At 33.5% G+C, this 25,864-nt stretch carries 25 protein-coding genes; 13 read left to right on the top strand and 12 right to left on the bottom strand.

The window, feature by feature from the left end; genetic code table 11:
- The first annotated feature begins 28 nt into the window (after positions 1–28).
- Entirely contained in the window at positions 29–568 is a 540-nt protein-coding gene (locus KCG49_RS03490) for a hypothetical protein (protein ID WP_218544792.1), read from the top strand.
- Positions 569–642: 74 nt separating this feature from the next.
- On the top strand, positions 643–1,320 hold the full coding sequence (locus KCG49_RS03485) for a DUF2461 domain-containing protein (RefSeq protein WP_218544791.1): 678 nt from the start codon (positions 643–645) through the stop codon (positions 1,318–1,320).
- Positions 1,321–1,368: 48 nt separating this feature from the next.
- On the opposite strand, the gene KCG49_RS03480 is transcribed toward KCG49_RS03485, so the two are convergent.
- The 3 genes from KCG49_RS03480 to KCG49_RS03470 form a co-directional block, all read right to left on the bottom strand.
- Entirely contained in the window at positions 1,369–2,118 is a 750-nt protein-coding gene (locus KCG49_RS03480) for an SDR family NAD(P)-dependent oxidoreductase (RefSeq protein ID WP_218544790.1), read from the bottom strand.
- Positions 2,119–2,166: 48 nt separating this feature from the next.
- Complete coding sequence (locus tag KCG49_RS03475) at positions 2,167–2,748, bottom strand: TetR/AcrR family transcriptional regulator (RefSeq protein ID WP_218544789.1); 582 nt, start codon at positions 2,746–2,748, stop codon at positions 2,167–2,169.
- A gap of 80 nt (positions 2,749–2,828) precedes the next feature.
- On the bottom strand, positions 2,829–3,245 hold the full coding sequence (locus tag KCG49_RS03470; RefSeq protein ID WP_218544897.1) for a glyoxalase: 417 nt from the start codon (positions 3,243–3,245) through the stop codon (positions 2,829–2,831).
- A gap of 323 nt (positions 3,246–3,568) precedes the next feature.
- Between KCG49_RS03470 and KCG49_RS03465 the strand changes: the two genes are divergently transcribed.
- Genes KCG49_RS03465 through KCG49_RS03455 form a run of 3 tightly spaced genes read left to right on the top strand, consistent with a single transcriptional unit; the run spans position 3,569 to position 5,937 of the window.
- Positions 3,569–4,456: a DUF72 domain-containing protein gene (locus KCG49_RS03465; RefSeq protein ID WP_218544788.1), complete on the top strand. Its 888-nt coding sequence runs from the start codon at positions 3,569–3,571 to the stop codon at positions 4,454–4,456.
- Between the two features lie 36 nt (positions 4,457–4,492).
- On the top strand, positions 4,493–4,885 hold the full coding sequence (locus KCG49_RS03460; protein ID WP_218544787.1) for an acyl-CoA thioesterase: 393 nt from the start codon (positions 4,493–4,495) through the stop codon (positions 4,883–4,885).
- Between the two features lie 35 nt (positions 4,886–4,920).
- Entirely contained in the window at positions 4,921–5,937 is a 1,017-nt protein-coding gene (locus KCG49_RS03455) for a T9SS type A sorting domain-containing protein (protein WP_218544786.1), read from the top strand.
- Positions 5,938–5,989: 52 nt separating this feature from the next.
- Here KCG49_RS03455 and KCG49_RS03450 read toward each other — a convergent pair whose 3' ends face one another.
- Positions 5,990–7,237, bottom strand: a complete 1,248-nt coding sequence (locus KCG49_RS03450; RefSeq protein ID WP_218544785.1) for a mechanosensitive ion channel family protein — start codon at positions 7,235–7,237, stop codon at positions 5,990–5,992.
- On the bottom strand, positions 7,230–7,523 hold the full coding sequence (locus tag KCG49_RS03445) for a DUF3817 domain-containing protein (RefSeq protein WP_439901093.1): 294 nt from the start codon (positions 7,521–7,523) through the stop codon (positions 7,230–7,232). The genes KCG49_RS03450 and KCG49_RS03445 overlap by 8 nt, the downstream gene beginning before the upstream one ends.
- 234 nt (positions 7,524–7,757) lie before the next feature.
- Here KCG49_RS03445 and KCG49_RS03440 point away from each other — a divergent pair, with 234 nt between their 5' ends.
- The 7 genes from KCG49_RS03440 to pdeM all read left to right on the top strand — a co-directional run bounded on the left by KCG49_RS03440 (position 7,758) and on the right by pdeM (position 15,293).
- Entirely contained in the window at positions 7,758–8,216 is a 459-nt protein-coding gene (locus KCG49_RS03440; protein ID WP_218544784.1) for a DUF4251 domain-containing protein, read from the top strand.
- A gap of 161 nt (positions 8,217–8,377) precedes the next feature.
- A complete protein-coding gene (locus KCG49_RS03435) occupies positions 8,378–8,833 on the top strand; it encodes a cold-shock protein (protein ID WP_218544783.1) in 456 nt (151 codons plus the stop codon).
- Positions 8,834–8,917: 84 nt separating this feature from the next.
- Positions 8,918–9,511: a hypothetical protein gene (locus tag KCG49_RS03430; protein ID WP_218544782.1), complete on the top strand. Its 594-nt coding sequence runs from the start codon at positions 8,918–8,920 to the stop codon at positions 9,509–9,511.
- Positions 9,512–9,571: 60 nt separating this feature from the next.
- A complete protein-coding gene (locus KCG49_RS03425) occupies positions 9,572–10,606 on the top strand; it encodes a ligase-associated DNA damage response exonuclease (RefSeq protein WP_218544781.1) in 1,035 nt (344 codons plus the stop codon).
- Positions 10,606–12,195, top strand: a complete 1,590-nt coding sequence (locus KCG49_RS03420; protein ID WP_218544780.1) for an ATP-dependent DNA ligase — start codon at positions 10,606–10,608, stop codon at positions 12,193–12,195. Before KCG49_RS03425 ends, KCG49_RS03420 begins: the two co-directional genes overlap by 1 nt.
- On the top strand, positions 12,192–14,645 hold the full coding sequence (locus KCG49_RS03415; RefSeq protein ID WP_256259846.1) for a ligase-associated DNA damage response DEXH box helicase: 2,454 nt from the start codon (positions 12,192–12,194) through the stop codon (positions 14,643–14,645). Before KCG49_RS03420 ends, KCG49_RS03415 begins: the two co-directional genes overlap by 4 nt.
- Entirely contained in the window at positions 14,646–15,293 is a 648-nt protein-coding gene (pdeM, locus tag KCG49_RS03410) for a ligase-associated DNA damage response endonuclease PdeM (RefSeq protein ID WP_218544779.1), read from the top strand.
- Here the strand turns inward: pdeM and KCG49_RS03405 are convergent.
- The 7 genes from KCG49_RS03405 to tsaD form a co-directional block, all read right to left on the bottom strand.
- Positions 15,283–16,461 carry a THUMP-like domain-containing protein gene (locus KCG49_RS03405; RefSeq protein ID WP_218544778.1) on the bottom strand — a complete coding sequence of 393 codons (1,179 nt, stop codon included), beginning with the start codon at positions 16,459–16,461 and terminating at the stop codon, positions 15,283–15,285. The genes pdeM and KCG49_RS03405 overlap by 11 nt on opposite strands.
- A 7-nt stretch (positions 16,462–16,468) precedes the next feature.
- On the bottom strand, positions 16,469–17,557 hold the full coding sequence (locus KCG49_RS03400) for an AI-2E family transporter (protein WP_218544777.1): 1,089 nt from the start codon (positions 17,555–17,557) through the stop codon (positions 16,469–16,471).
- Positions 17,558–17,583: 26 nt separating this feature from the next.
- Positions 17,584–18,087 (bottom strand): TrmH family RNA methyltransferase, encoded by a 504-nt coding sequence (locus KCG49_RS03395; protein ID WP_218544776.1) that lies wholly within the window; start codon positions 18,085–18,087, stop codon positions 17,584–17,586.
- A 53-nt stretch (positions 18,088–18,140) separates the two neighbouring features.
- Positions 18,141–18,782: a DUF4159 domain-containing protein gene (locus KCG49_RS03390; RefSeq protein ID WP_218544775.1), complete on the bottom strand. Its 642-nt coding sequence runs from the start codon at positions 18,780–18,782 to the stop codon at positions 18,141–18,143.
- A 3-nt stretch (positions 18,783–18,785) separates the two neighbouring features.
- Positions 18,786–19,490, bottom strand: coding sequence for a 16S rRNA (uracil(1498)-N(3))-methyltransferase (locus KCG49_RS03385; RefSeq protein WP_218544774.1), 705 nt, complete (start codon positions 19,488–19,490; stop codon positions 18,786–18,788).
- Positions 19,490–20,119: a peptidylprolyl isomerase gene (locus tag KCG49_RS03380; protein WP_218544773.1), complete on the bottom strand. Its 630-nt coding sequence runs from the start codon at positions 20,117–20,119 to the stop codon at positions 19,490–19,492. Before KCG49_RS03380 ends, KCG49_RS03385 begins: the two co-directional genes overlap by 1 nt.
- A 93-nt stretch (positions 20,120–20,212) precedes the next feature.
- Positions 20,213–21,235 (bottom strand): tRNA (adenosine(37)-N6)-threonylcarbamoyltransferase complex transferase subunit TsaD, encoded by a 1,023-nt coding sequence (gene tsaD, locus KCG49_RS03375; RefSeq protein WP_218544772.1) that lies wholly within the window; start codon positions 21,233–21,235, stop codon positions 20,213–20,215.
- A 151-nt stretch (positions 21,236–21,386) separates the two neighbouring features.
- Between tsaD and KCG49_RS03370 the strand changes: the two genes are divergently transcribed.
- Positions 21,387–25,811, top strand: coding sequence for a translocation/assembly module TamB domain-containing protein (locus tag KCG49_RS03370; RefSeq protein WP_369680345.1), 4,425 nt, complete (start codon positions 21,387–21,389; stop codon positions 25,809–25,811).
- The last annotated feature ends 53 nt before the right edge of the window (positions 25,812–25,864 follow it).

Genomic DNA, 25,864 nt, shown 5'->3' with positions numbered 1-25,864 from the left:
AATTAATTAAAATAAAAAACAAAACATTATGAAATATAAAGTATTCGCATTGGCACTTGTAGCATTTATAGGTGTACAAGCACAAGAAGAAAACAAAGATAAGATTGTAGAAACCAAAACAAGAATCATTAACGTCATGGAAGATGGTGAAATGATACAGAAAAAAGTTATGGTTAAAACAACCAAGGAGCAAGAGATTAAAACTGACCCTAATTATAAGGGAACTATTGATGCACCAAGGGTTTTTCCAGCAACGAAAGTTTCAAAAGTAATTTACATAGACAACGACGACGACCCGTTTTATGATAAGGAAACCAGAGTAACTTACTATAAAAAAGACGGAATGACTTATAATTTCAATCCGACAAATTCAGGATTCGAAATTGTGGATAGCAAAACCAATAAAACAATTGGAAATGCAAGATTCTCAGCAAATTCCGAAGTCTACATTTTAGATTCCAAAGATTATTCGGGTATTGGATATTTTGACAACAATATGTTTGTCGTAGAGTATTATGACGATGAAGGTACGCTGATCATTGAAAAATTTAATGATAGCAAACTGTAATTTGTATAAGTTTAATATTTTAAAAGCCATCAATTACGATGGCTTTTTTTATTTTTATGCAAATCTTAAAATTTATGAGCACTACGATCCCAAAAGAAACTCTTACATTTTTCAAAAAACTGGCTGAGAATAACGACAGAGATTGGTTTAATGAACACAAACCAGAATTTAAAGCTATCGAAGCTAAAGTAAAAAGTGCTTATAATCACTTAGGTGAATTAATGAATGCTCACGATCAAATAGAGAAAATTAAAATCTTTAGAATTTATAGAGATGTTAGGTTTTCTAAAAATAAGTTACCGTACAAAACACATTTTGGTGGTTCGTTTGCTAGGAAAAAACCAGAACTAAGAGGCGGCTATTATTTACATATTCAACCTAATAATGAATCTTTTATAGCTACAGGATTTTGGGAGCCCAATAAAGAAGACCTTTTTAGAATACGTAAAGAGTTTGAAATGAACGATAGTGAAATGCGAAACATTTTAAATAATAAAACTTTTAAAACGACTTGGGGTGGATTTGTCGGTGATAAATTGAAAACTGCACCTAAAGGATTTGATAAAGAACATCCTGCTATAGATTTAATACGCAGGAAGCAATTTATCTTCACTAAGAAATATACAGATAAGGAAGTCGTTGCAGATGATTTTCTTAAAAATGTAAACGACGCATTCAAAGCAATTAGACCTTACTTTAATTACATGAGCGACGTGCTTACAACTAATCTCAATGGTGAATCTTTATTATAGTATAAAAGCCGAACGTTATGTTCGGCCTTTTTAAATATTGAGAAATACTTAGACCTGACTCAAGCCACCATCAACTTCTAATTCTACACCATTAATATATGATGCATCGTCCGAAGCCAAAAATAATGCTGCATTGGCGATTTCTTCAGACTTACCAAAACGACCTAACGGTACAGATTCTGCAAATCCTTTACCCATTTCCTCAACAACATCTTCTGGCAATCCCATTTTACCATAAATAGGAGTATCAATTGGTCCTGGAGCAATAGAATTAACTCTAATTCCTCTAGATTTAACTTCAGAGGTCAATACTCTGGCATAAGCTCTTAATGCTCCTTTACTTGCTGAGTATATACCTAAACCATCAAATCCTTTTTTATGGACAATAGAATTGGTAAATAATATAGTGCCACCATCATTAATATGTGGTAACGCCTCTTTTATTGCTATAATTGGGCCTTTTACATTAATATCAAATATTTCATTGTAGTGTTCAGCCGTAATATCCGTTGTTGGAGTAGGTGGAGCAATGCCGGCATTTAGAAATAAGATGTCAATATTACCATAATGATTTGTAGTTTGTTCAATGAGGTTTTTATTGTCCTCATCTTTCGAAACGTCTGCTACAACTGTAATAAAATCTCCGTCTAATTCTTTGGCGACTTCATCTAGAGCTTCTTTTCGTCTTCCAGACAATACTACTTTTGCACCTTCTTTTAGGTATAATTTTGCTGTTGCTAAACCTATACCACTGTTAGCGCCTGTTATTACTGCTACTTTGTTTTTTAATTTAGTCATGATGTGTGTTTTTATTTGAAACAATCGTTTCAAATTAGATTAAAAAAATTATTTTAAATTTTGCAAAGTTGTTTGGATTAAACCTTGCAATTGATTTTTGTCATTCACTAAAATACTTGTCATTCTAAATCCTTGCATTGAAGAAAATAAATACAAAGCGTATGCCTCCTTGGATTTATTTTTGTTAATACTTTTATCTTTCTGACCTTTTTCAATTAAATCTTCTAAAAGCTGTAATGTTCCTTTTTGGTTGTTCAACAAAAATTTGTGAATTGCAATATCTTGATTGGCCATTTCAGACTTGCAATTTATAATCAAACAGCCTTTGTTAGTATTATCGCTCAGTGATTCTTTTAGATAAATATTAAATAACGATTTAATTGCGTTAATTGGACTGTTGGATTCTAATAAAAGTTTAGAAATAATACGTTGGTATTTGTTTTCATATACCTTTAAACACGTTACATATAGGTTTTGCTTACTTTTAAAAGAATTGTAGATACTCGATCTGTTAAGACCTGTCGCATCCACTAAATCTTGCATTGAAGTAGCATTGTAACCTTTAGTATGGAATACTTCCGTAGCTTGTTTTAGCACGTCTTCTCTATTAAAAACTTCAGTCTTTGGCATTTTATTTGAAATGAACGTTTCAAAATTATACAATTATAAAGTACATCAATGTTAAAACTTTAATAAAATTTGAAATCAACTTAAATGGCCTTTAATATCTGTGGTTTGGTAAATAGCTGAATACTATTGATAAGGCGTTCCTTCACAATATTCATCATACGTTTATTTAAAGCAGAAGAATTTTGAATATAAAGCTCATATTCTTCAATAGTAAACTGGCCGATAATCATACCTTTAACCGAGTTTCTAAATTTCATGTCTTTATGAATCGCATTATCAATATAAGCCAACTGCTTTGGCAATGTTAATTCATAGAACACATTCTTTCTTTTGGAAATGTAATTTTTAAAAACAGCAATACATAAATTGTGCTGCATTTTTATAATTGGGCGTAGTGTTTTGTTCTGAAATAACTCCTCAGAACTCATGGTATCATAAATTTTTGCAGAAGTAATAACTGGTCTAATGGATAGTAGATCTTCAGTGCGTGTCGTCATGGTTAAGCGATTAAGGATTAATTCGGAATTAAATTTAGACAATACACCATAGCGTTTCATTGAAGCTCAAATATGTTGTTAACGGTCTTATTAACATTAGCGAAACCAAATATTAATAAGGACTTTCAATAAACTCAATATTGTAAGTTGAATTGGAGATACTGGTTGCAGTCGAAATGCATTTAAAAATCAAGTGCTCTAACTATCGATTGTGCTCAAAATGGCAAATGTAAGGACTTTTTAGACGGTTTCCTTTCGATTGATTACTTCATGTTGTTGGTCTTTTCCACCAACATACTTATCTTTGGTTAAAACAAAAATACATGAAATTCGGAAGCGTAGACAACCCTGAAGCTATAGATTTTACCTTACCACCAGATCATCCAGATACCATTAAGGTATTACATAAAAGCCCTAGCGATACGACCAATGTTTTTGTTGGCTGTGCAAAATGGAACAGAGCTGATTTAAAAGGCTTTTACCCAAGAGGGACTAAGGACGAATTAGAGTATTATTCGCGCCAATTTAATTCCATAGAATTAAATGCAACGTTTTACAGGATTTTTCCACCCGAACAGTTTGCAAAATGGTATAATAAAACACCAGATAACTTTCGGTTTTTTCCAAAGTTAAATCAAGAAATTAGCCATTGGAAACGTTTAAATGATGATATTAATCCTGTTGTGGATAATTATCTTAACAGTGCCATTAATCTAAAAGAAAAACTGGGCTGTATATTTTTACAGATGCACAGCAATTTTGCACCAAAAGATTTTGATCGTGTGATAAATTTTGCTGAAAGTTGGCCAAAAGAAATTCCGCTTGCTGTTGAATTTAGGCATACGGACTGGTACAATGACAAAACGATTGCAGAAGATTTATACCAACTTTTAGAAGAAAATAATATCTCTAACATAATAGTAGATAGTGCTGGAAGACGTGATATTATGCACATGCGTTTAACCAATTCTAGAGCTTTTGTGCGTTATGTTGGTGCTAATCATCAAAGTGATTATACACGTTTAGAGGATTGGGTAGAGCGTTTAAAACACTGGCAGAACAATGGTATAAAAGACATCAACTTCTTTGTACACCAAAATATTGAAAAGGAGTCTCCTTTGCTTTCGGCTTATTTGATAAAGCAATTAAATACTGAATTGGGTACAGACTTGAAAATTCCTAATGAAGATTTACAACAAAAACTATTATAACAACTAACAGCAAATAACTAAAGACATAAACATTAGATGAGATTCCACACTAGAAAATGGGTAAAACCCGAAGATTTAAATCCAAATGGTACACTTTTCGGAGGTCAATTATTAGCTTGGATTGATGAAGAAGCTGCGCTATATACCATCATTCAACTTGAAAACTCTAAAATCGTCACAAAATACATATCTGAAATTAACTTTATGGCATCAGCCAAAAAAGGCGATATTGTAGAGATTGGTATTGAAGTGACCAAGTTTGGCAAATCATCTATTACCATGAAGTGTGAGGCCAGAAACAAAATGACCAGAGAAACAATTCTTACCGTAGATAATATTATAATGGTAAATCTTGGTCCTGATGGTAAACCAAAACCGCATGGTAAAACCGAAGTGGAGTTTGTAAAGGATAGATTAGAGGAAAAATAAATTTGTACATTTGGTTAACTGAAAAAATTAATCATATGAAAAAAATTACTCTATTAATTACCTGTTTTTTATTTGTTTATATCACAAATGCTCAAGTTGTCTTTCAAGATGACTTTAGTGATTTAACAATCAACCAACCATTAAATGGACAAAGTGGTTGGTCTAATGATACCTCAATGGGAGGAACTGGGTCATCAATTGGTGGTGGGCCTTTATCTCCAATTGTAGGCTTTCCATTGTCGTATACCGATTATGGAAGTTCACCAAACAGTCTTTTTGCAGATAATACTCAAGAAACCGATGGTGTGGGGCACATATTTGATTCAGCAGTAACTTCTGGAACATTCTATGTTAGTTTTGTAATCAACGTATCTAGCGCACCTTCATCGACAGGAACTGTTCGCGATGTTATACGTGTAATGAGTGGATCGAGCTTCTCTACAACATTAAGGCTTTGGGTTGAGCAATCTGGAGGTACTGGTTTTAATTTTGGAATTAAAACTGGGGATCCCTCAAATAATGGTGCGACTACCGCTAGTGAATATGACTATGATACAGATCATCTTGTGGTCTTAAAGTATACGATTAATCCAAACTCGGATGATGATCAATTGGACTTGTTTGTTGATCCAGATTATATTAATGGAGAACCAGGTACAGCTACATTATCTGCACCCTTACCAATGTTTGAGGCTTCAACAAGTGTAGATCGTATGGCTTTTCCTTGGAACGCAACACCTTCAAATAGATTTGGTGGTCATATCGGATTGCCTAGTGTTGCTGTAAATTGGGAGAGTTTAAATTTATCAATTAATGATTTTAGGGAACCTTCAATTACTATGAATTATTTAACATCAACAAAGAATTTATCATTTGGTTCAACTATAAACGGTGAACTTAATGTATATTCTATTGATGGGAAACGCATATTAAATACAAATATGGTTGATACAAATAGTATTGATTTGTCCAGTCTAAAGACCGGTTTGTACTTTGCGAAGACAGTTTTACAATCTGGGCAAACAGAAACATTAAAGTTTATTGTAAAATAGCACTATTTTTATTCCGTACCACAGGCTAATTGGAATTAACAATTAGCCTTTTTTAGTTGGACTTAAGGTTGAAGTTTGTAGGGTATTCAAATATTTCTAAATCAAAAAACGTTACGGAAGCCAAAACATGGTCGAAAATATCTCCCATAATATACTCGTAATTCTGCCAACGAATATCGCTACTAAACGCATATATTTCCATGGGAATACCCTGAGGAGTTGGCTCTAGCTGTCGTACCATTAATGTCATGTCTTTATTAATGGCAGAGTGATTTTCCATATAATTTTGAAGGTACTTCCTAAAGACACCAAAGTTGGTTAGATTTCTACCGTTGATTAAAACGGACTTATCAATTTCATTATCAATATTGTATTTTTTGATTTCATTGGAGCGACTTTCTAAATAACTTGAAACCAATTCAATGTTTTTAAAGCGTTTTACATCAGAATCATCCAAAAATTTTATAGATGATGCTTTAATAATGACAGAGCGTTTAATGCGTCTTCCGCCAGAATTGGACATGCCTCGCCAGTTCTTAAAGGAATCCGAAATTAGAGCGTAAGTCGGTATGGTCGTTATGGTCTTATCCCAATTCTGTACTTTAACCGTCGCTAACGTAATTTCGATTACATCTCCATCTGCACCAAACTTTTCAAACGAAATCCAGTCACCAATACGCACCATATCGTTTACAGCGACTTGTATACTAGCTACAAAGCCCAAAATACTATCTTTAAACACTAAAACTATAATTGCAGAAGCTGCACCTAACGAGGTAGCGAATTTCCAAAATGTAATACCAGTCATTATGGCGAATATTGAAAAAATACCCAAAAGCCAAGCAAAGATCATAAATACCTGTAAATAGCTATGAATAGGCTTATCCTTATATCTCGGCAGAGTTTTTAAATAATCTCTTATAGAATGGAAAAAACTTCTTAAAATGCGGAGTGTGAGAAGTATTGCAATAACTTTTAACGTCTTTTCTATGATATCTTCTGCATAATCAAAATCAGAAAAAACTTGGGGCACAAATTCAATCAACAATATCAAAGGAATAATATGCGCAACATTTCTGGGTAACTTGTTCTGTATAAGAATATCGTCAAAGCTGCTTTTGGTACGTTTGGCGATTCCGGCAGAAAATCGCCAAAGTAAACGCTTAGTGATAAAGTCTACAATGAACGCAATTACCATTAATGCCAATAAAAGCGCAAGCATATTAAGATACTCTGCTGTAGTTTCAGAAACACCTTGCTCTACAAGTAAATCGTATATATAATGCCTTATATTAAACATGAGACTTTTTTAAATATTTTTTATCGATATAAAATGTACCGAAAGGTATCACTGAAGCTATCAACACAACCCATAAGGTTCTTGTTGCCCATTTCATATCCTTACTTATCAAAACCGCTATCACTACATAAGCCATAAATAAAATGCCGTGTGGCATACCAAGCATTTTTACATACTGAGGATCATCACCAAAATACTTTATAGGTGTAGCAATAAATAACAAAAGAATATACGACACTCCTTCTAATAGAGCAACAATTCTAAATGTAGGAAGCATTTTAGACATAAAACTATTTTTTGCAAAAGTACTTTAGAATTAAGGAATAGCCATACGATTTTAACAGCTTTTAAAGGTTACGCACAAATTATTTTTGGAGTATATTGAAAGAATAAATGTTATCTTAGACCCAAAATAAATATTAGTAACAAATGAAACATCCGTTCTTTAGTTTCTGAGTGATACTGAAAAGACACTTTAGATGTTCCATTTGACTTTAAAAAAAACAATAAAAATTTGCAAATGAAATATTTAATTATACTAATACTGCTATTCAGTTTTTCGGCGACAAACCTTGTCAGTGCCCAATCTAAAGAAACACAAAAAGAGCAATTTCAGTCCACCTACAATGCTATGAAAGCTTTAGTGAAAGCAAAAGAATTTAAATATGTAGGTGAGGTTGTTTTTAAAGCTGATAAAAGACAAATGTTAGATAGTACAACGAATATACTAACGGTAAATCAAGCCTACAGCTCTGGAAGTTTATCTACATTAGATTCTATAACTAAAGGAATCCAGGTTGATGGTGAAATTTCAAATTATATAATTGATTTTAATGATGATTCACAGCAAATATCAGTTCAGTTTAGTGTAAATAATATGGAGATATATATCGATATAAAACCAAACGGAAATGCCTTTTTAACTGTTAAAGGTACTGTTAATAAGATTACACAGCGAGGAAAGTTGAAAAGCATATAAAATTAATTGTATCTTTGCCATAAGTTTATTGAAGATAACTACACTTATAGTCTTATCCTGAGATTATTTTTAGGTTGAAATTTATTCATTGTTAATTAAAGTTAACTTGTCTGCATTATCAATATTTTCATAAGCATCAGTATTAATTTTAAAACAACGAAGTGGGTAGATCACAACAGACATTTAGCAAAAGCGAAAAAGAAAAAAAAAGATTAAAGAAAAAAGAGGATAAACGTAAGAAGATGGAAGCGCGTAAGCTCGAAAAAGAAGAAAATGGTTCAGCGGGTATCCCTATGGCTTATGTAGACCATAACGGAAACCTTACAGATACACCACCAGACCCTTCAATGAAGATTAAGGTTAAAGCTAAGAATATTGTTCTTGGTATTCCTCAAAAGGAAGATAACGATGAGGAATTTGACCCAATTAGAAAAGGTAAAGTTTCGTTCTACGATAGCTCAAAAGGATTTGGTTTTATCATCGATACAGAAACTAACGAAAAGCATTTTACCCATGTTAGTGGTATCATTGATGAAATTATGGAAAACGACAAAGTCACTTTCGAGCTTGAAAAAGGTCAACGTGGCATGAATGCTGTTAAAGTGAAAAAAGCCTAAAAGAGGATCTCTAATATTATATAATTATACTATGCCATTATCATAATGATAGTGGCATTTTTTATTTTATTACTTTTAAGTAATATGTCTAAATATAATAATGATAAAGCTTTTACGGATTATGTACATAAAAGTCTCGCTCTACCTATAATTTACAAACCTTTACAATGGACTGAAGTCCAATTACGAAAAGATTACGCCAAATATATTGATATGATGGATGGCATAGACTACGTTTTTAGAAATGGTAATGCAATTATGAGTGTACAAGAACGGTTCAGAGAATCCAAGTATAAGGATTATTCAGATTTTACGATTAGATATCGCAGAGACAACAATACGCTTAAAGAACGTCACGAATCTGAGTATTATAAAATGAAAGCACATTATTTTACTTATGGAATCATTAATAGTTCAAAACACAAAGTTGAAAATTCTACAGACTTCATTAAATATGCAATAATCAACCTAAAAAAGGTTTACGAAAAACTGGATTCAAAAGCCATCTTTGTTTCAGATAATAGAAAGAACACATGTGAGATTGTAGATGGAAATCGAATTGAATGCCCTGTGAAGTACAACACCGATGGCTCTTCATCTTTTTTTCCAATTGATATAGCATATTTAATACAACTTTGGGGCAAAGACATGATTGTAGCTCAAAAAGGCTTCTATTAAGCCAAAATTTAACTTTATTTTGCTATTAAATTTTCTGCATTTTTTATAGCTTCACGTGCTATGTCAAAAGAAAAGCAACTCATTAAATTTACTAAGAAAGGTATCTATTGTCCACAGGGTAAATTTTATTTAGATCCGTGGTACCCTGTTGATTATGCTGTAATTTCCCATGGACACGCAGATCATGCACGCTGGGGAATGAAACGCTATTTATGTCAACACAACTCTAAGCCCATACTGCAACATCGTATAGGTAGAGATATTAAAATTGAAAGTGTTGCCTACAACAAATCCATAACTATTAATGATGTTAAAGTGAGCTTTCACCCTGCAGGTCATGTTATTGGTTCTGCACAAATTAGATTAGAATATCAAGGCTATATTGTTGTTTTTTCAGGAGATTATAAAACGCAGCCTGATTTTATAAGTACACCTTTTGAATCTGTAAAGTGTCATACCTTCATTACAGAAAGTACATTCGGATTACCAATATATAAGTGGAAATCAGAAAAAGAACTTCAGAATCAATTACAGCACTGGGTAAAAACCAATCAAGCCAATCATAGAACTTCAGTTTTTTTAGGTTACTCTTTGGGCAAAGCGCAACGTTTAATGTCGCTTTTAGAGGAAACTGATGATATTTTTGTGCATCGCGCTATCCATAATTTAAACGAGGCTATTTCAAATTCGGGACTACAATTACCAGAAACCCAATTGTGGTCAGCAGATTTAGATAAAAAAGAACTTCAGAATAAGATTATAATTGCGCCGCCTGCACTTTTGGGATCAAGGATGTTAAAACGTGTGCCAAATGCTGCAACAGCAATTTGCTCAGGTTGGATGCAGATTCGTGGTAATAGGCGTTGGCAAGCTGTAGATGCTGGCTTTACGGTAAGTGACCATGCAGATTGGGATGGTTTAATTATGGCAGTTAAGGCTTCAGAAGCTGAGCAGGTTTATGTTACACATGGTTCGCAAGCGGTATTTTCAAAATATTTAAACGAAATAGGTATTAAAGCCGATGAGCTAAAAACTGAATATGGAGAAGATGCAATGGCTGAAGCGGAACAAGAATCTGAAACTCTTATCCAATAATGAAGCAATTTTCAGAATTAATCAGTGCCATAGAAATCACTAATAAAACTAATGCTAAAATTGCTGCTTTAGTTGATTATTTTAAGACTGCACCAGAAAAAGACAAACTTTGGCTCATTGCATTATTCACAGGAAAAAGACCATCGCGACCTGTAAAAACTACCTTAATGAAGCAATGGTGTATGGAGCTTACTGAACTGCCAGAATGGTTATTTCTTGAAAGTTATAGCACCGTCGGAGATTTAGGTGAGACCATAGCACTTTTATTGCCTAAACCAACACATCAGTTAGATTTATCATTAAACGAATGGATGACAGAGCTCAAAGCTTTAAAGCCAAAATCTGATTCAGAAAAGAAAGCTTTTGTATTGGAAGCATGGTCAGGACTTCATCAACAAGAGCGACTTATTTTCAATAAGCTCATTGGTGGGAGCTTTAGAATTGGTGTTTCCAAAAAAACTTTAGTGAACTCCCTAGCTAAGTTAACCAATATAGATGCCAATCAACTTATGCACAGTATTATTGGTAAGTGGGATATCGATACCATTTCTTTTGAAGAATTAATTAATGGATCACATATTAATTACGATAATTCCAAGCCATATCCATTTTGTCTGGCTTATGCATTAGAGAAAAATCTACCTGAACTTGGTAAGGCAAACGATTGGATGGTTGAGCAAAAATGGGATGGCATCAGAGGGCAAATTGTAAAGCGCAATAATGAAATTTACATCTGGTCGAGAGGAGAAGAACTGGTAACGACCCAATTTCCTGAGTTGGTAGAAGCTGTGTCCAATTTTAAAGACGATTTTGTAATTGATGGTGAAATTTTAGCGATGAAAGACAGTGCTGTTTTACTTTTTAACGATCTTCAAAAACGTCTCAATCGTAAGAGTGTAACTAAAAAATTGCTCGAGGATGTACCTATAGGCTTCTATGCGTATGATATATTAGAATTTAACGGAGAGGATATCAGATCACAATCTTTTGAAGAGAGGCGAACGCTTTTAGAAAAAATATTCAATTCAGTAGTATTGCCAGAACAGTTAAAGCTATCATTTTTAGTTGAATTTACAGAATGGGAAGAACTCCATGCCATCAGGGAAAATTCAAGAGCTATAAATAGTGAAGGCTTAATGCTTAAACAGAAAGTATCTCCTTATCACACAGGTCGGAAAAAAGGAGATTGGTGGAAATGGAAAGTAGACCCTTTAACCATTGATGCTGTTATGATTTATGCCCAAAAGGGTAGTGGTCGTCGAAGTTCTAAATACACGGATTATACATTTGCCGTAAAAAAAGAGGACGCATTGGTCACTGTAGCAAAGGCATATTCTGGATTAACAGACAAAGAAATTACTGAGATTTCGCGCTGGGTAAATAAAAATGCAATAGAAAAATTTGGACCGGTGCGTACGGTAAAGCCAGAACTTGTTTTCGAAATTGCTTTCGAAGGCATTGCACTAAGCAACAGACATAAATCTGGTGTTGCATTACGTTTTCCCAGAATTTCCAGATGGAGGCGCGATAAACCCGTAGAAGAAATAGATACCATTGAAACTGTAAAACAATTAATCACAGCACCTTGAGTTCATTTAAAAACAGCGAAGGTTTACGAATTATTAATAGTTGGATGGCAGAGAAAGCACAAGCACCTTTTCCATTTCAGATGCAGACCTGGCAACGTTATGCCAATGGTTATAGTGGTATGGTTGTGGCACCAACGGGTTTCGGTAAAACATTTTCTGTGTTTTTGGCAGTGGTTATCGATTATCTTAATCATCCAGAAAAGTATCCCAAAGGGTTAAAATTGTTATGGATTAGTCCTTTGAGGTCTTTAGCAAAAGATTTGGCAAAAGCTATGACCGAAGCTGTGGAAGACATTGGGCTGGATTGGTCAGTACAAGTGAGAAATGGCGATACCCCAACAGCAATAAGACGTAAGCAAGAGAGGTTAATGCCAGATGTATTGTTGACCACCCCAGAAACGATGCATGTAATGTTTTCTCAAAAGAAAAGTTCTAAATTTTTTAAAAGTGTAAAATGTGTTGCTATAGATGAATGGCACGAGTTGTTAGGTAACAAAAGAGGTGTTTTAACTGAATTAGCAATTTCTCAACTGCGCCAATATTCTAAGAAACTTCAAATCTGGGGAATTACGGCAACTATTGGCAATTTGGAAGAGGCAAAAAATGTATTGCTACCTTATTCAGATATTAAGGTCACACAAATTAAAGCCAGACAAAAAAAGAAAATTGATATTATTTCAGTATTACCGAATGAAATTGAAGTTTTGCCCTGGGCTGGTCATTTAGGTGGTAAAATGGTTGATAAAATTCTACCTATCATTAAAGCGAATACCACAACGTTAATTTTCACAAATACAAGAGGTCAAGCTGAATTATGGTATCAATTATTGCTCACTGCAAATTCCGAATTAGCGGGTTTATTGGCTATCCATCACGGTTCCATAGATAAAAAATTGCGCAATTGGATTGAAGATAATATTTCCAATGGCTATCTTAAGGCAGTAGTTTGTACGTCGTCATTAGATTTAGGCGTCGATTTTAAACCCGTAGATTGTGTTATTCAGATTGGGTCTGCCAAAGGTATAGCAAGGTTTATGCAACGCGCAGGTCGCAGTGGCCATTCACCTTATGAACGTTCTAAGATTTATTTTATACCAACACATTCTTTGGAATTGGTTGAGGTTTCGGCTTTAAAAGAAGCAGTAAAACAACAACAGATCGAAACTAGAGATCCTATGGTTTTAACCTATGATGTATTGGTGCAATTTATGGTTACACTTGCTGTTGGCGAAGGATTTGATTCTAATAAGTTGTTTAAACAAGTTAAAGAAACGCATGTGTTTAGTTATCTTACTGAAGATGATTGGAGATGGTGTGTACATTTTATTACTAAAGGAGGAAAAACATTAAGCTCCTATGAGGAATTTCATAAAGTGATAAAAGATGATAATGGCTTGTACAAAGTAAAAAGCCGGCGTATTAGTATGTTGCATCGTATGAATATTGGAGCAATTGTTAGTGAAGCCATGTTGATGGTAAAGTTCTTTTCTGGCGGTTATATTGGCATGATTGAAGAATTCTTTATTTCTAAATTAAAACCAGGTGATAGTTTTATTTTGGCTGGTCGTGTTTTAGAATTGGTACATATAAAAGATATGAAAGTCTTAGTGCGTCGCAGTAAGGCTAAAAAAGCTGTAACACCAAGTTGGTTGGGTGGCCGATTGCCATTGACCTCACATTTAAGTCATTTTATGCGATTGAAGTTATCTGATGCTCTAGAACCTGGGCGTTTGGAGAAAGAGCTACGGTTTCTAAATCCTCTGATTTCTAAACAAGATGAACATTCCCATATCCCAAAAGCAGATGAATTCTTAATAGAACTTATAGAAACCAAAGATGGTCATCATCTTTTTATGTATCCGTTTGAAGGCCGTTTGGTACACGAAGTGTTTTCTGCATTAATAGCTTATAGAATTAGTAAATTAAAACCTTTAACGTTTACAATAGCTATGAACGATTATGGTTTTGAGCTGTTGAGTGATCAGCCCATTCCAATTTCAGAAGAAAATGTAAAGCAATTATTGAGTCGAGATAACTTAATGAATGATGTAGTGGCAAGTATAAACGCCTCAGAAATGGCATCACGAAAGTTTAGGGATATTGCAGTTATTGCAGGTTTGGTAGTGCAATCGCAGCCTGGAACTCGAAAAAATAATAAAAGTTTACAATCCTCATCTGGATTGATATTTAGAGTTCTAGAAGATTATGAACCAGAAAACTTGTTGCTAAGACAAGCTTATACAGAAGTGTTTAATCAACAGTTGGAAGAGGCCAGATTACAATCTGCTTTTGAGCGTATCGCTAAAAGCAAAATTATAATAAAACACGCAAAATCGTTTACACCATTGAGTTTTCCGCTAAAAGTTGATAGTCTTCGTGGTACAATGAGTAACGAAAATTTAGATAAGCGAATTCAAAGAATTAAAGCACAAGCTCTTAAAGTTGATTAAGTGCAAATAGCAAAACAACATATAAATTTTAAAAATGAAGACTTAGTGTTAACAAATCATCGTGCTATATATTGGGAAAAAGAAAATACCCTCATTTTATCTGATTTGCACATTGGTAAAACTGCACATTTTAGAAAGCATGGTATTCCCGTACCAGATGATATATTTCAAAAGGATTTAGAGCGGTTAAAAATACTGATAAATCATTTTAAGGCTAAGACATTATTAATTGTTGGCGATTTATTTCATGCTGAAGCTAATATAGATTTTAATACGTTTAAGTTTTGGTTAGCACAGTTTGAAGATTTACAAATTCACCTTATTAAAGGTAATCACGATAGGGTTTCTAAGCACCTAATAACTGATTTTAATATTAAGCTCGAAACTGAAGTTAAAATAAATGAATTGACATTTGTCCATGAACATTTAAAAGTTCATAGCAATAGCTTCACCATTTCTGGACATACGCATCCTGGGGTTATGTTAAAGGGAAAAGGTAAACAACGTCTTAAATTACCATGTTATCAAGTTACTAAAAACCAGATTGTACTGCCTGCATTTAGCTTGTTTACAGGGCTAAATACACGCTCAAAACCTAAGGACGCCATCAGCTATGCGTTTACCGAAACGTCAATTTTTAAATTTTAGAACACATAATAATAATCTTATCGTTAGTTTCGTTTGTGGTAAAAAACAAATAGACATTTCCACCATCCTTAATTTTTAGTTTTTTTCTAATATCACTTACAGATAAAGGAAAGTTTCGTGTCGTTACATTGGCCTTATTAATACCTTCTTTTGCAAACACTTTCTTGTTAAAAGCTATAGTTTTTTCAATTTTAAAACGTCTTCCTGGAAAATCCAATAGCTGGTCAGAAGTATATAAATGAGAGTGTTTGTGTAGTTTAGAAATCTTTAATTGATTGCCAATAGAATTAAACGCACCAGCTTTAAGTAAGGCAGCATTGGGTTCGTATAAATAGGTAAGTGGCTCTGAATAGTTTACTTTAGCATTAGACTCTTCATCGAAAAGAAATTCAAATACTTGCTTACTGAATTTTAAAATGTTTGTAGTCCTAATTTTAAAGTCCAAATTAGAATTGCGCTCTAAAATCCAAAGTAATTCTTTTACCTCATTATTTACCGCTATAACATGTAATGTTTTTACATGCTTTAAATCAGTCTTTGTAGCTTTAATATCTAACAATGGGGATGTTTTTATCATTATATGCTTGGCATACTTTACAAACAACCCTTGAAATGTTTTTACATTTGGTGTACAATCAGATAGTAAAAACACTTTTTTCTTAGTGTCATCTCGTCGAGAAGGATCGATATAAATCCAATCGAATTCTTTATCGATACATTTTAAAGCATCAATTCCATTTTCGTTAAAGCATTCGATATTGGAAACATTTAAGGCTTTGTAATTATGCTTTACAATTTGTGATAATTCAGTATTTATCTCACAATAAATTGTTGTCTCAGTGCGTTTTGAAAAAAAATAGGCGTCTACACCAAAACCACCAGTTAAATCGATTAACGATTTCCCTATAACCAAATTGGCTTTATATTCTGCAGTAACTTCAGAAGAGGTTTGCTCAATATTTAACCTGTTAGGATAGTAAATGTTCTTGGCATTAAACCATGTTGGTAGTTTTTTTTCGCAAGATTTCTTAGCTTCAATTTGCTCAACTATGTCTTTAGGGTTTACATCATCAAAAGGAATTCCTTTTAATAACAAACTCGCGATATCAGTGTTGAGATTGGAGTTTATAAATTCTTGAATTTCAATATTTAAAATTGAAGTATTCAAATGCAGATTATAAATCTTTTGTGAGTTTGCCAACGACCTTATACTCTGATAGAAATTCTTTTAGAATTACTTTAATTGCGGTATAAGCCGGTACAGCTACAATCATACCTACAATACCGAATAAAATACCAGCAATAATAATTACTAAAAAGATTTCTAAAGGATGGGATTTTACACTTTTTGAAAATATAAATGGCTGGCTAAAGAAATTATCCACTAATTGAGCGATGATAAAACCTATCATTACATAGGTAGTTTTTGGCAAAATGACTTCACTAAAGCTTTCTCCTAAATTACTGGACATGCTTAATAATAGCATTAAAAAACCACTAATTAATGGCCCAACATATGGTACAAGGTTCAGTAATGCACATAAAAATGCAATGACTACGGCATTGTCTATTCCAAAGATGAGAAGCACGATAGTGTAAATGACAAATAGAATTAATATTTGAAAAATTAAACCTACAAAGTAGCGCGATAATAGATCTTTTATTTTAGCGAAAGAGCGTTTGGTGCGTGTTTCGTTTCCACTAGGTATAAAGGTCATAATACCATCTTCAAATAAGCGGCTATCTTTAAGAAAGAAAAAAGAGATGAACAAAACCGAAAATAGCCCCATACTAAAACTACCAAAACCAGTGATTAGACCATTGAAGAAGTTGGGAATTAATGAGAAATCCAATTCCGATAATAGGTTTGAATCTTTTATGGATTGTTCTACATCAATGTTTTTCAATTCGAAATAAGTTAGAATCTCATTGTATAGATTTTCAACATTGATTTCTAGCTGTTTAAGATCAACAAGTGATAATTTCTGACCCTGATCTGCTATCAATGGGATAAACATACTAATCAATCCCAATAATAAAATTACAAACACAACCATAGTGACCACAACAGCGACTGTATTATTAAATCTTAATTTACGTCTTAAAAACAAGATGATTGGTCTTCCAATTAACGAGATTACTGCGGCAATGGCAATGTAAACAATAACGGATTGTATTTTGTAAAGGAAGAAGAGTACTGATGCTATGGCAAGTAAAATCCCTAACGCTCTTAAAATACCGTTTGCTATTATTTTTGAATTCATGGTTTAAATATAAACTAATTTTTGGTTTAAGAGTTGAGTTGTTTTGTAAGTTCGTATAACGTGATACCTGTGGCTTGCACTACGTTCATACTACTATTATTACCATACATATTAATATGTAAAATGGCATCACAATGTTTAAGAATAGCTTCAGATACACCAAAATTTTCATCACCAAGAATCAATACTATGGGGCGATTTGTATTGAGTTTAAAATTATTAAGCTCTATACTGTTCTCTGTAATTTCTAGGGCGATTAGATAATTGTCGTCTGCTTTTAATTTTTCTATAACCGTATAGATTTCAGTTTCAATTCTGTGTTTTACATAGTTTTCAGTAGAGCGCGATGTTTTGGTCATGCGTTTTCCCAATGGAACGTGGTTGCCACAGAAAATGATTTCTTCAACACCAAAAGCATCAGCAATACGAAATAGGCTTCCAATATTTGGAGCGTTACTTATATTATCGCAAATCAAAGTTATGGGATGCGTTTGCTTTTTAAAGTTCGAAGTGTAGTGTGTGAGTTGCAAGTCGATTTTTAGATATATGAATTACAATTTATGATTCATTAACCATAAAACCATTAATTGGTAAAGGCATACTTAACAATATTAGCTCCCATTTTTAGAGCTTTTTCGCGTATTTCTTCTGGATCATTGTGTACTTCCTGATCTTCCCAGCCATCACCTAAGTCACTCTCAAAAGTAAAAAGTAATACGAGTCTTCCTTCGTGAAAAATACCAAAAGCTTGTGGTGCTTTGCCATCGTGCTCATGTATTTTTGGTAAACCGTTAGGAAAACTGTATGCCGAATTAAAAATTTTGTGATCTTTTGGGATTTCTTTCAATTCGTTGTTCGGAAACACTTTTTTGAGCTCTTTGGTAATGTAGGGTTCCATACCATAGTTATCATCAATATGAAGAAAACCACCAGATATTAAATAGTTTCTTAGATTTTTGGCATCGTCATCGTCAAAGAAAACATTACCATGACCTGTCATGTGCAATAAAGGAAACTGAAAAATATCAGTACTACCAACTTCTACCGTTTGAATGTTTTCATTGATGTTGGTATCAATATTATCATTACAATATTTCACCAAATTTGGCATTGCTGTTGGATTACTGTACCAATCGCCTCCACCTTTATATTTTAGTATTGCAACATCTTGAGAAAAAAGTAAACACGTAAAAAAGGTTAAGTATAATGTGATTAAGTATTTCATGCATTATTCATTGGTAAATGCTACGGAGTGACAAGCAACTATTGCAGCAGTTTCAGTCCGTAAGCGTGTATCACCCAAAGTTACAGGAATATAGTTATCAGCCAAAGCCATTTTAATTTCTTTAACGCTAAAGTCTCCTTCAGGGCCAATTAAAATGGTACAATTCTCGTTTGCTTTGAGTTGCGACTTTAAAGATTTTTTATCGATGTCCTCACAATGTGCTATAAATTTTTGATAAGTAACATCTTGATTTACAAAATCTTTAAAGGAAACCGGTGGATTGAGTTTTGGCAAATAACATTGTAAAGATTGTTTCATGGCGGATTGAATAATCTTTTCAAAACGTTCTAGTTTTACGACTTTGCGCTCACTATTATCACAGATTATGGGCGTAATTTCTTCAATACCAATTTCTGTTGCCTTTTCTAAAAACCACTCATAACGATCATTCATTTTAGTTGGGGCAACGGCTAAGTGTAGACTGTAATTCCGTTTGGATTTTAAATTCTGTGATAAGATCTTAACAGTACAATGCTTTATGTCGGTCAGAGTCAATTCGGCCTTAAATAGCCAACCTTTTCCATTGGTAATATAAAATTGGTCACCTACTGTTTTGCGGAGCACTTTTACGATGTGCCGACTTTCATCTTTATTAAAGTTAAACGTTGTATCGTTTTCGGTTATATTTGGGTTGTAGAATAGTTGCATTACTCAACAGCTTCAGTATATTTTAAAACCGTTATTTCTTCAATGGGTTTGGCATCAAAAGTTTTTAAAACAATGTAAGACCAATTTTTGTCAGCAATATCTAAGGTGAAAATGTCGTTGGTGTTATGCTGTTTTACAGCGTCTTCAAATTCTGGATGCATTTGCCCTTCGGGAAACCAGCCCAAATCACCACCACGTTTTGCATTGAGATCCATAGAATGCAATTTAGCTAGTGCGTCAAATTTATACCCATCACTGTATTGTCCCAGTATTTTGTTTCTTTTGTCATTAATTTCCTCTAGTGTCATTTTGCTCCCATCAAAATAAATATAGCTTACCCTGTAGTGTGTTACTTTATTTTTGTCAATAACCTTATAATATGTTTTTTTGTAATCTGTCTTTACGACTTGTTTCCCACCTTTTACAAGTTTAAAAAGATCGTCAGCTAAACGTGTTTTGTGCTTTTCTTTATTAAAGGTAAAGAGTTTACTCTTATTCGCTTTTTTATGCGCTTTTGCAAATGTTTTGGCTTCTTCTGCGGTGCTTATGGAATCTAGTTCTTGTTCTAAGGTTTCTTGGGAAAAACCGATTATTGGAAAAACTAATAACAGTACAAAAAGTTGTTTCATTTTTATTTCGAGATTGATTGTATCACAAAACAACTAATTTTTAGTTTTAAATTGAAGAAATACAGTTTTGCTTATCAACAGATGTTTTAACAATCATATCTTCAACCGAGCCGTAGCCATAACATCAAAATACGAAAAATCTTTTTTCAAATACTTTAAATAACCAACAATAGCAATCATAGCTGCGTTGTCTGTTGTGTATTCAAATTTTGGAATATAGGTGGTCCAGCCATGTTTGTTTTCGGCATCCTTTAGTGCTTTTCTAATTCCCGAATTCGCAGAAACGCCTCCGCCAATAGCAATATGCTTTATACCGGTTTGTTTTACGGCGAGTTTCAGTTTATCCATTAAAATACCAATAATTGTATACTGAATTGAGGCACAAATATCATTAAGATTTTCTTCAACAAAATTAGGATTGGCTTTGGTTTCTCGTTGTACAAAGTAGAGGATTCCGGTTTTTAATCCTGAAAAACTAAATTTAAGACCATCAACTTTGGGCTTGGTAAATTTATAAGCTTTAGGGTTTCCCAATTGTGCACGTCGGTCAATTTCTGGGCCTGCAGGATAGCCCAGCCCTAATACTTTTCCGCTTTTGTCGTAGGCTTCACCAACAGCATCGTCAATGGTTTCGCCTAAAACTTCCATTTCAAAATGATGGCTCACCTTTACAATTTGAGTATGTCCGCCAGAAATGGTCAGGGCCAAAAATGGGAATAGCGGCTTTTTGTGATTATCTTCATCAATAAAATGCGCAAGAATGTGCGCTTGCATATGGTTAACATCAATTAATGGAATACCTAAACCATAAGCTAAGGATTTAGCAAACGAAGTGCCAACAAGAAGTGAACCCATTAGACCTGGTCCACGGGTAAAGGCAATTGCGCTCAATTGTTCTTTGGTAATGTTAGCTTTTTCCAGTGCTTGATGAACCACGGGAACTATGTTTTGCTGATGCGCCCTAGAGGCTAACTCGGGCACAACACCACCATATTCCGCATGTATTCTTTGATCCGCTACAACATTGCTTAAAATTCTATCGTTACATAATACAGCAGCCGAAGTATCATCGCAAGAGGATTCAATTCCGAGAATATAAATATTTTCTTTTTCCATAGTCGATGATGGCACTATAATTGTTAATTTTACAGTATATAATCCAATACCTTACGCAACAACGTATTATTACATGCAAAGGTAATGAAGATTTCATCAATTCTTAAGCGTAAATCTTATCAAAAGAGTACTCAAAATAATAAGTAAAATAGTGGGCATATTTTTGCTGCTCTTCCTTATTGTTTTTTTAATTCTTGGTATTCCTGCCGTACAAACCAAACTTGGTAAATATGCTACAAAGCGACTCAATGAAGATTTTAAAACCGACATTAATATCGGTAAGGTTGGTCTTCAGCTTAATGGAGATATAGAACTTAAGGAAATCCTTATCAGAGATTATAAAAAGGATACGCTTATTGCCATTGGCGAGTTAAACAGTTCTATTGTTAGTTTTAATAATCTTTATAATAGCAAGCTGAACTTTGGTGATATTGATATTGAAGACTTAGTTTTTAACCTTAAAACCTATAAAGGTGAAGAGGATACAAATCTAGACGTTTTTGTTGCTAAGTTCGATGATGATAACCCAAGACAAGGGCCGAGCAAATTCTTATTCTCTTCGAGTGATCTATCCATAGAAAATGGAACTTTTAGGTTGATTGATGAAAACTTAGAAATACCAAAAGTGTTTGAGTTTAGTAATTTAAATGCCAATACAACTAATTTCTTAATTGACGGGCCAGATGTAAGTTCGCGAATCAATAAGTTCAGTTTTACGGATAGTAGGGGTATTGCTATAGAAAACCTTATGGCAAATTTTGAATACACATTGGACCATATGAATTTTGGTGACCTAAATATAAAAACCAAGGGTTCTGAACTAAAAGGAGATTTAAGATTTGATTATAAGCGCGAAGATTTAAAGGATTTTACAAATAAGGTAAATGTGACTGCTAGTTTTAGGGACTCTGAAGTATCGTTAACTGAACTTAATGTATTCTTTGACGAATTTGGCATCAACCAACGTGCAAGTCTAAATGCTGATTTATCTGGCACTTTAAACAATCTGGAGGCAAAAAACCTAAATGTTAGTACAACGAGAAACACAAGAATTATTGGTGATATTACCTTTAAGAACTTATTTAATAAAGAAGGTGATAGTTTTGCCTTAAATGGTAGATTTCAAAATTTAGCATCTAATTACAATGACCTTGTAGCTTTGCTTCCAAATATTCTTGGCAAGTCTATTCCAACAGTATTATCTAAAGTTGGTAATTTTAAAATTAGCGGAACATCTTATATTACTGCAAAACGCATTGATGCAGATATAGAAATTGATACTGATTTGGGATTTGTAAAATCTGACTTAGAGCTTACCGAGATTGATGATATTGATAATGCCAGTTACATCGGTAATATTTTTTTTAATGAATTCAATATTGGTGAGTTAATTGAAGATCCCAAGGTTAAATATGTGTCGGCCAATGTCGATGTCGATGGCAAAGGCTTTACCTTAGATAACCTGCGAACCGATGTAAAAGGTGATGTGTATAGTTTGGAATATAACGACTACACTTACGAAGGCATCAATGTTTCAGGAGATTTAGGTAATAAAATTTTTAATGGAAAATTAAACGCTGATGATCCAAATCTTAAAATAGACTTTAATGGCTTGGTGGATTACGCAGAAGAAGAAAAGAAATTCGATTTTAAAGCAAATGTTGGGTATGCCAACCTTAAAGTTTTAAATTTTGTAACCCGAGATAGTATATCAGAATTCAGAGGCTTGGTTAGTATGACCGCAACAGGTTCAACTTTTGATAATGCCAGTGGAGCTGTAAATATTAAAAATACCACCTATAAAAATCAAGATAGTGATTATGAGTTTCAGGATTTTGACATTGTATCTTCTTTCAATGGAAATGAGCGTACAATTTCTGTGAATTCACCCGACATTATCAATGGTAAGGTTACAGGGCAATTTAAAACCAAGGATATTTTAAAATTGGTTGAGAATTCTATTGGAAGTATTTATACCAATTACATACCCAATGAAGTGGAAGAAGGCCAGTATATGAATTTTAAGTTCAACATTTACAATAAAATTGCTGCTGTATTTTATAAAGATCTAACCTTGGCAAGTAACACCTTTATCGAAGGTCGTATCGAAACCAACGAAAAAGACTTTGAACTTACATTCAATTCGCCAGAAATTAGGTTTCAAGAGTATTTTGTGAATAATATCAATGTCACCATCGATAATAGGAACCCTGTTTACAACACGTTTATTGAAATAGATAGCTTAAGTGCTGGTGTTTATAATGCTTCAGATTTTAGTCTTATCAATGTTACTAAAAGAGATACGTTGCTAATTAAATCTGAGTTTAAAGGTGGTGTCGGTAATAAGGATGAATTTAACCTCAATCTATTTTATACTATAGATGAAGCCAATAAATCTATCGTTGGCTTTAGAAAATCTGATATTTTATTCAAGGGTTATGACTGGTTTATCAATTCTGAGAAAAACACTTTCAATAAAATACGTTTTGATAGGCAATTTAAGGCTTTCGATATTTTTCCTATTACCATAAATCAAGGAGATGAAGAGATCGAAATCTCTGGCAACATTAGTGATAAAGCCAATAAGAATTTGAAAGTTGATTTTAAGGATGTACAATTGGTGAAAATTACGCCTCGCATAGATAGTTTAGCATTAAAGGGAGTCGTTAGTGGTAAAGTAGATATTATACAAACCAATGGAGTGTATTTGCCAAAATCTAACATAGAGGTTAGTAATCTTTTTGTGAATGATTATGATTTAGGAAACTTAACGGCCAAGTTAGAAGGCAATAATTCAATCACAAATTACAAGGTAGATGTATCACTCATTAATGATAACTTAACCTCTTTATTGGCAAAGGGTAACATAGATGTCGCAGAGCGTAACCCAAAAATTAACTTAGATGTTGCTTTTGAAGAATTTTTGCTAGATCCTTTAAATCCCTTAGGTGAGGGAGTTATTAGTAATATAAGAGGGCTGGTTTCTGGTAATGCTAAGGTAACAGGCAGCCTTAAAAAGCCAAGTATAGATGGAGAGTTGTTACTAGATAGAGCAGGCTTGTCCATTCCATATCTCAATGTGGATTATGGTTTTGATTTTGACTCAAAAGTAACACTCCGCGATCAACGCTTTATTTTCAATAACGTTGCCATGACAGATTCTAAATATTTCTCGCAAGGAAGATTGAATGGCTATATAGAACACAATAATTTTTCAGATTGGAAATTAGGCTTAGACCTCTCCACAAGTCGTCTTTTAGTATTAAATACAGAAGAATCTGAAGACGAACTGTATTATGGTACAGGATTTATATCCGGAACTGCAAAAATCAACGGGCCAACCGACCAGTTGGTTATTAAGGTAGAAGATGGAAGAACTGAATCTGGTACAGAGTTCTTTATCCCTCTTAATGATTCAGAAAGTTTTGGAGACAATTCTTTTATCCATTTCTTAACTCGAGAAGAAAAAGAAGCCAGAATAAATGGAGAAATACAAGAGCAGATAGCAGTAAAAGGTTTGGTCTTAGACTTTGATTTAAATGTAAATCAAAATGCTACTATAGAAATTGTAATAGACAAAGAATCTGGTAGCACTATAAAAGGAAGAGGTGAGGGTAACTTAAATTTTTTAATAAATACCAAAGGTACTTTTAATATGTGGGGAGATTTTTCCGTATTTGAAGGAACTTACAATTTTAAGTATCGAGGACTCGTAGAAAAACGATTTGATGTAGAGCAGGGCAGTAGTATTGTATGGGAGGGAAACCCTTTGAAAGCACAAATAGACATAAAAGCAGTTTATAAAGGTTTGGCCAATCCGTCTGTTTTATTGGACAATCCAATAAACCAAAGTATACCTGTTGAAGTAGAGATACAACTTACAGGTCAATTAGAACAACCAGATCCAGAGTTTAATTTTAGATTTCCAACTGTAACGTCCACTGTAAAGTCGGAGCTAGATTATAGATTGTCTTCAAAGGATGAGCGCGATAATCAAGCACTGATTTTTTTAGCTACTGGTGGTTTTGCAAGTGGAGTTAGTGGGCTCGACTTTAATGGAACAATTGCAGAGCGTCTCTCAGGAATAGTTAATAATCTTTTGGGCGGTGATAGCGAAGACCTACGAGTAGGCGTGGATTTAGAATTAGGTCAAGATACCCCAGAATTACAAACCAATAGTAGAGTAGGTTTAACATTACAAACTAAATTATCAGATAAAATTTTGATAAACGGTAAGGTTGGTGTCCCTTTTGGTACAGCGCAACAAACTACCATCACTGGCGATGTACAGATTGACTGGCTGCTCAATGATGATGGAACACTTCGTGCCAAGGTATTTAATCGAGAAAATACAATTAGAAACTTTGGTGAGGAAATCGGCTATACTCAAGGAGTGGGATTATCCTATAATGTAGAGTTCAATGATTTTAAAGAATTACTTGATATTGTATTTTCAGGAAAAAACAAGAAAGATAAAAAGGTTGAAAAAGAAGAAGAAAACAAAGACGAAGAGGAAGATAGTTTTATGCCAGAATATATGTCAATGAAAAAGAAAAAGACAAAATCTAAGTCTTAAAAATCACATCATTTTTTATTTTATTAAAATATTTATTAACGAAAACGTTTGAA

Source organism: Winogradskyella luteola (genome assembly GCF_019203985.1).
GTDB lineage: Bacteria > Bacteroidota > Bacteroidia > Flavobacteriales > Flavobacteriaceae > Winogradskyella > Winogradskyella luteola.
The sequence above is the reverse complement of the archived record's forward strand: the minus strand, read 5'-3'. Positions and strand labels throughout refer to the sequence as shown.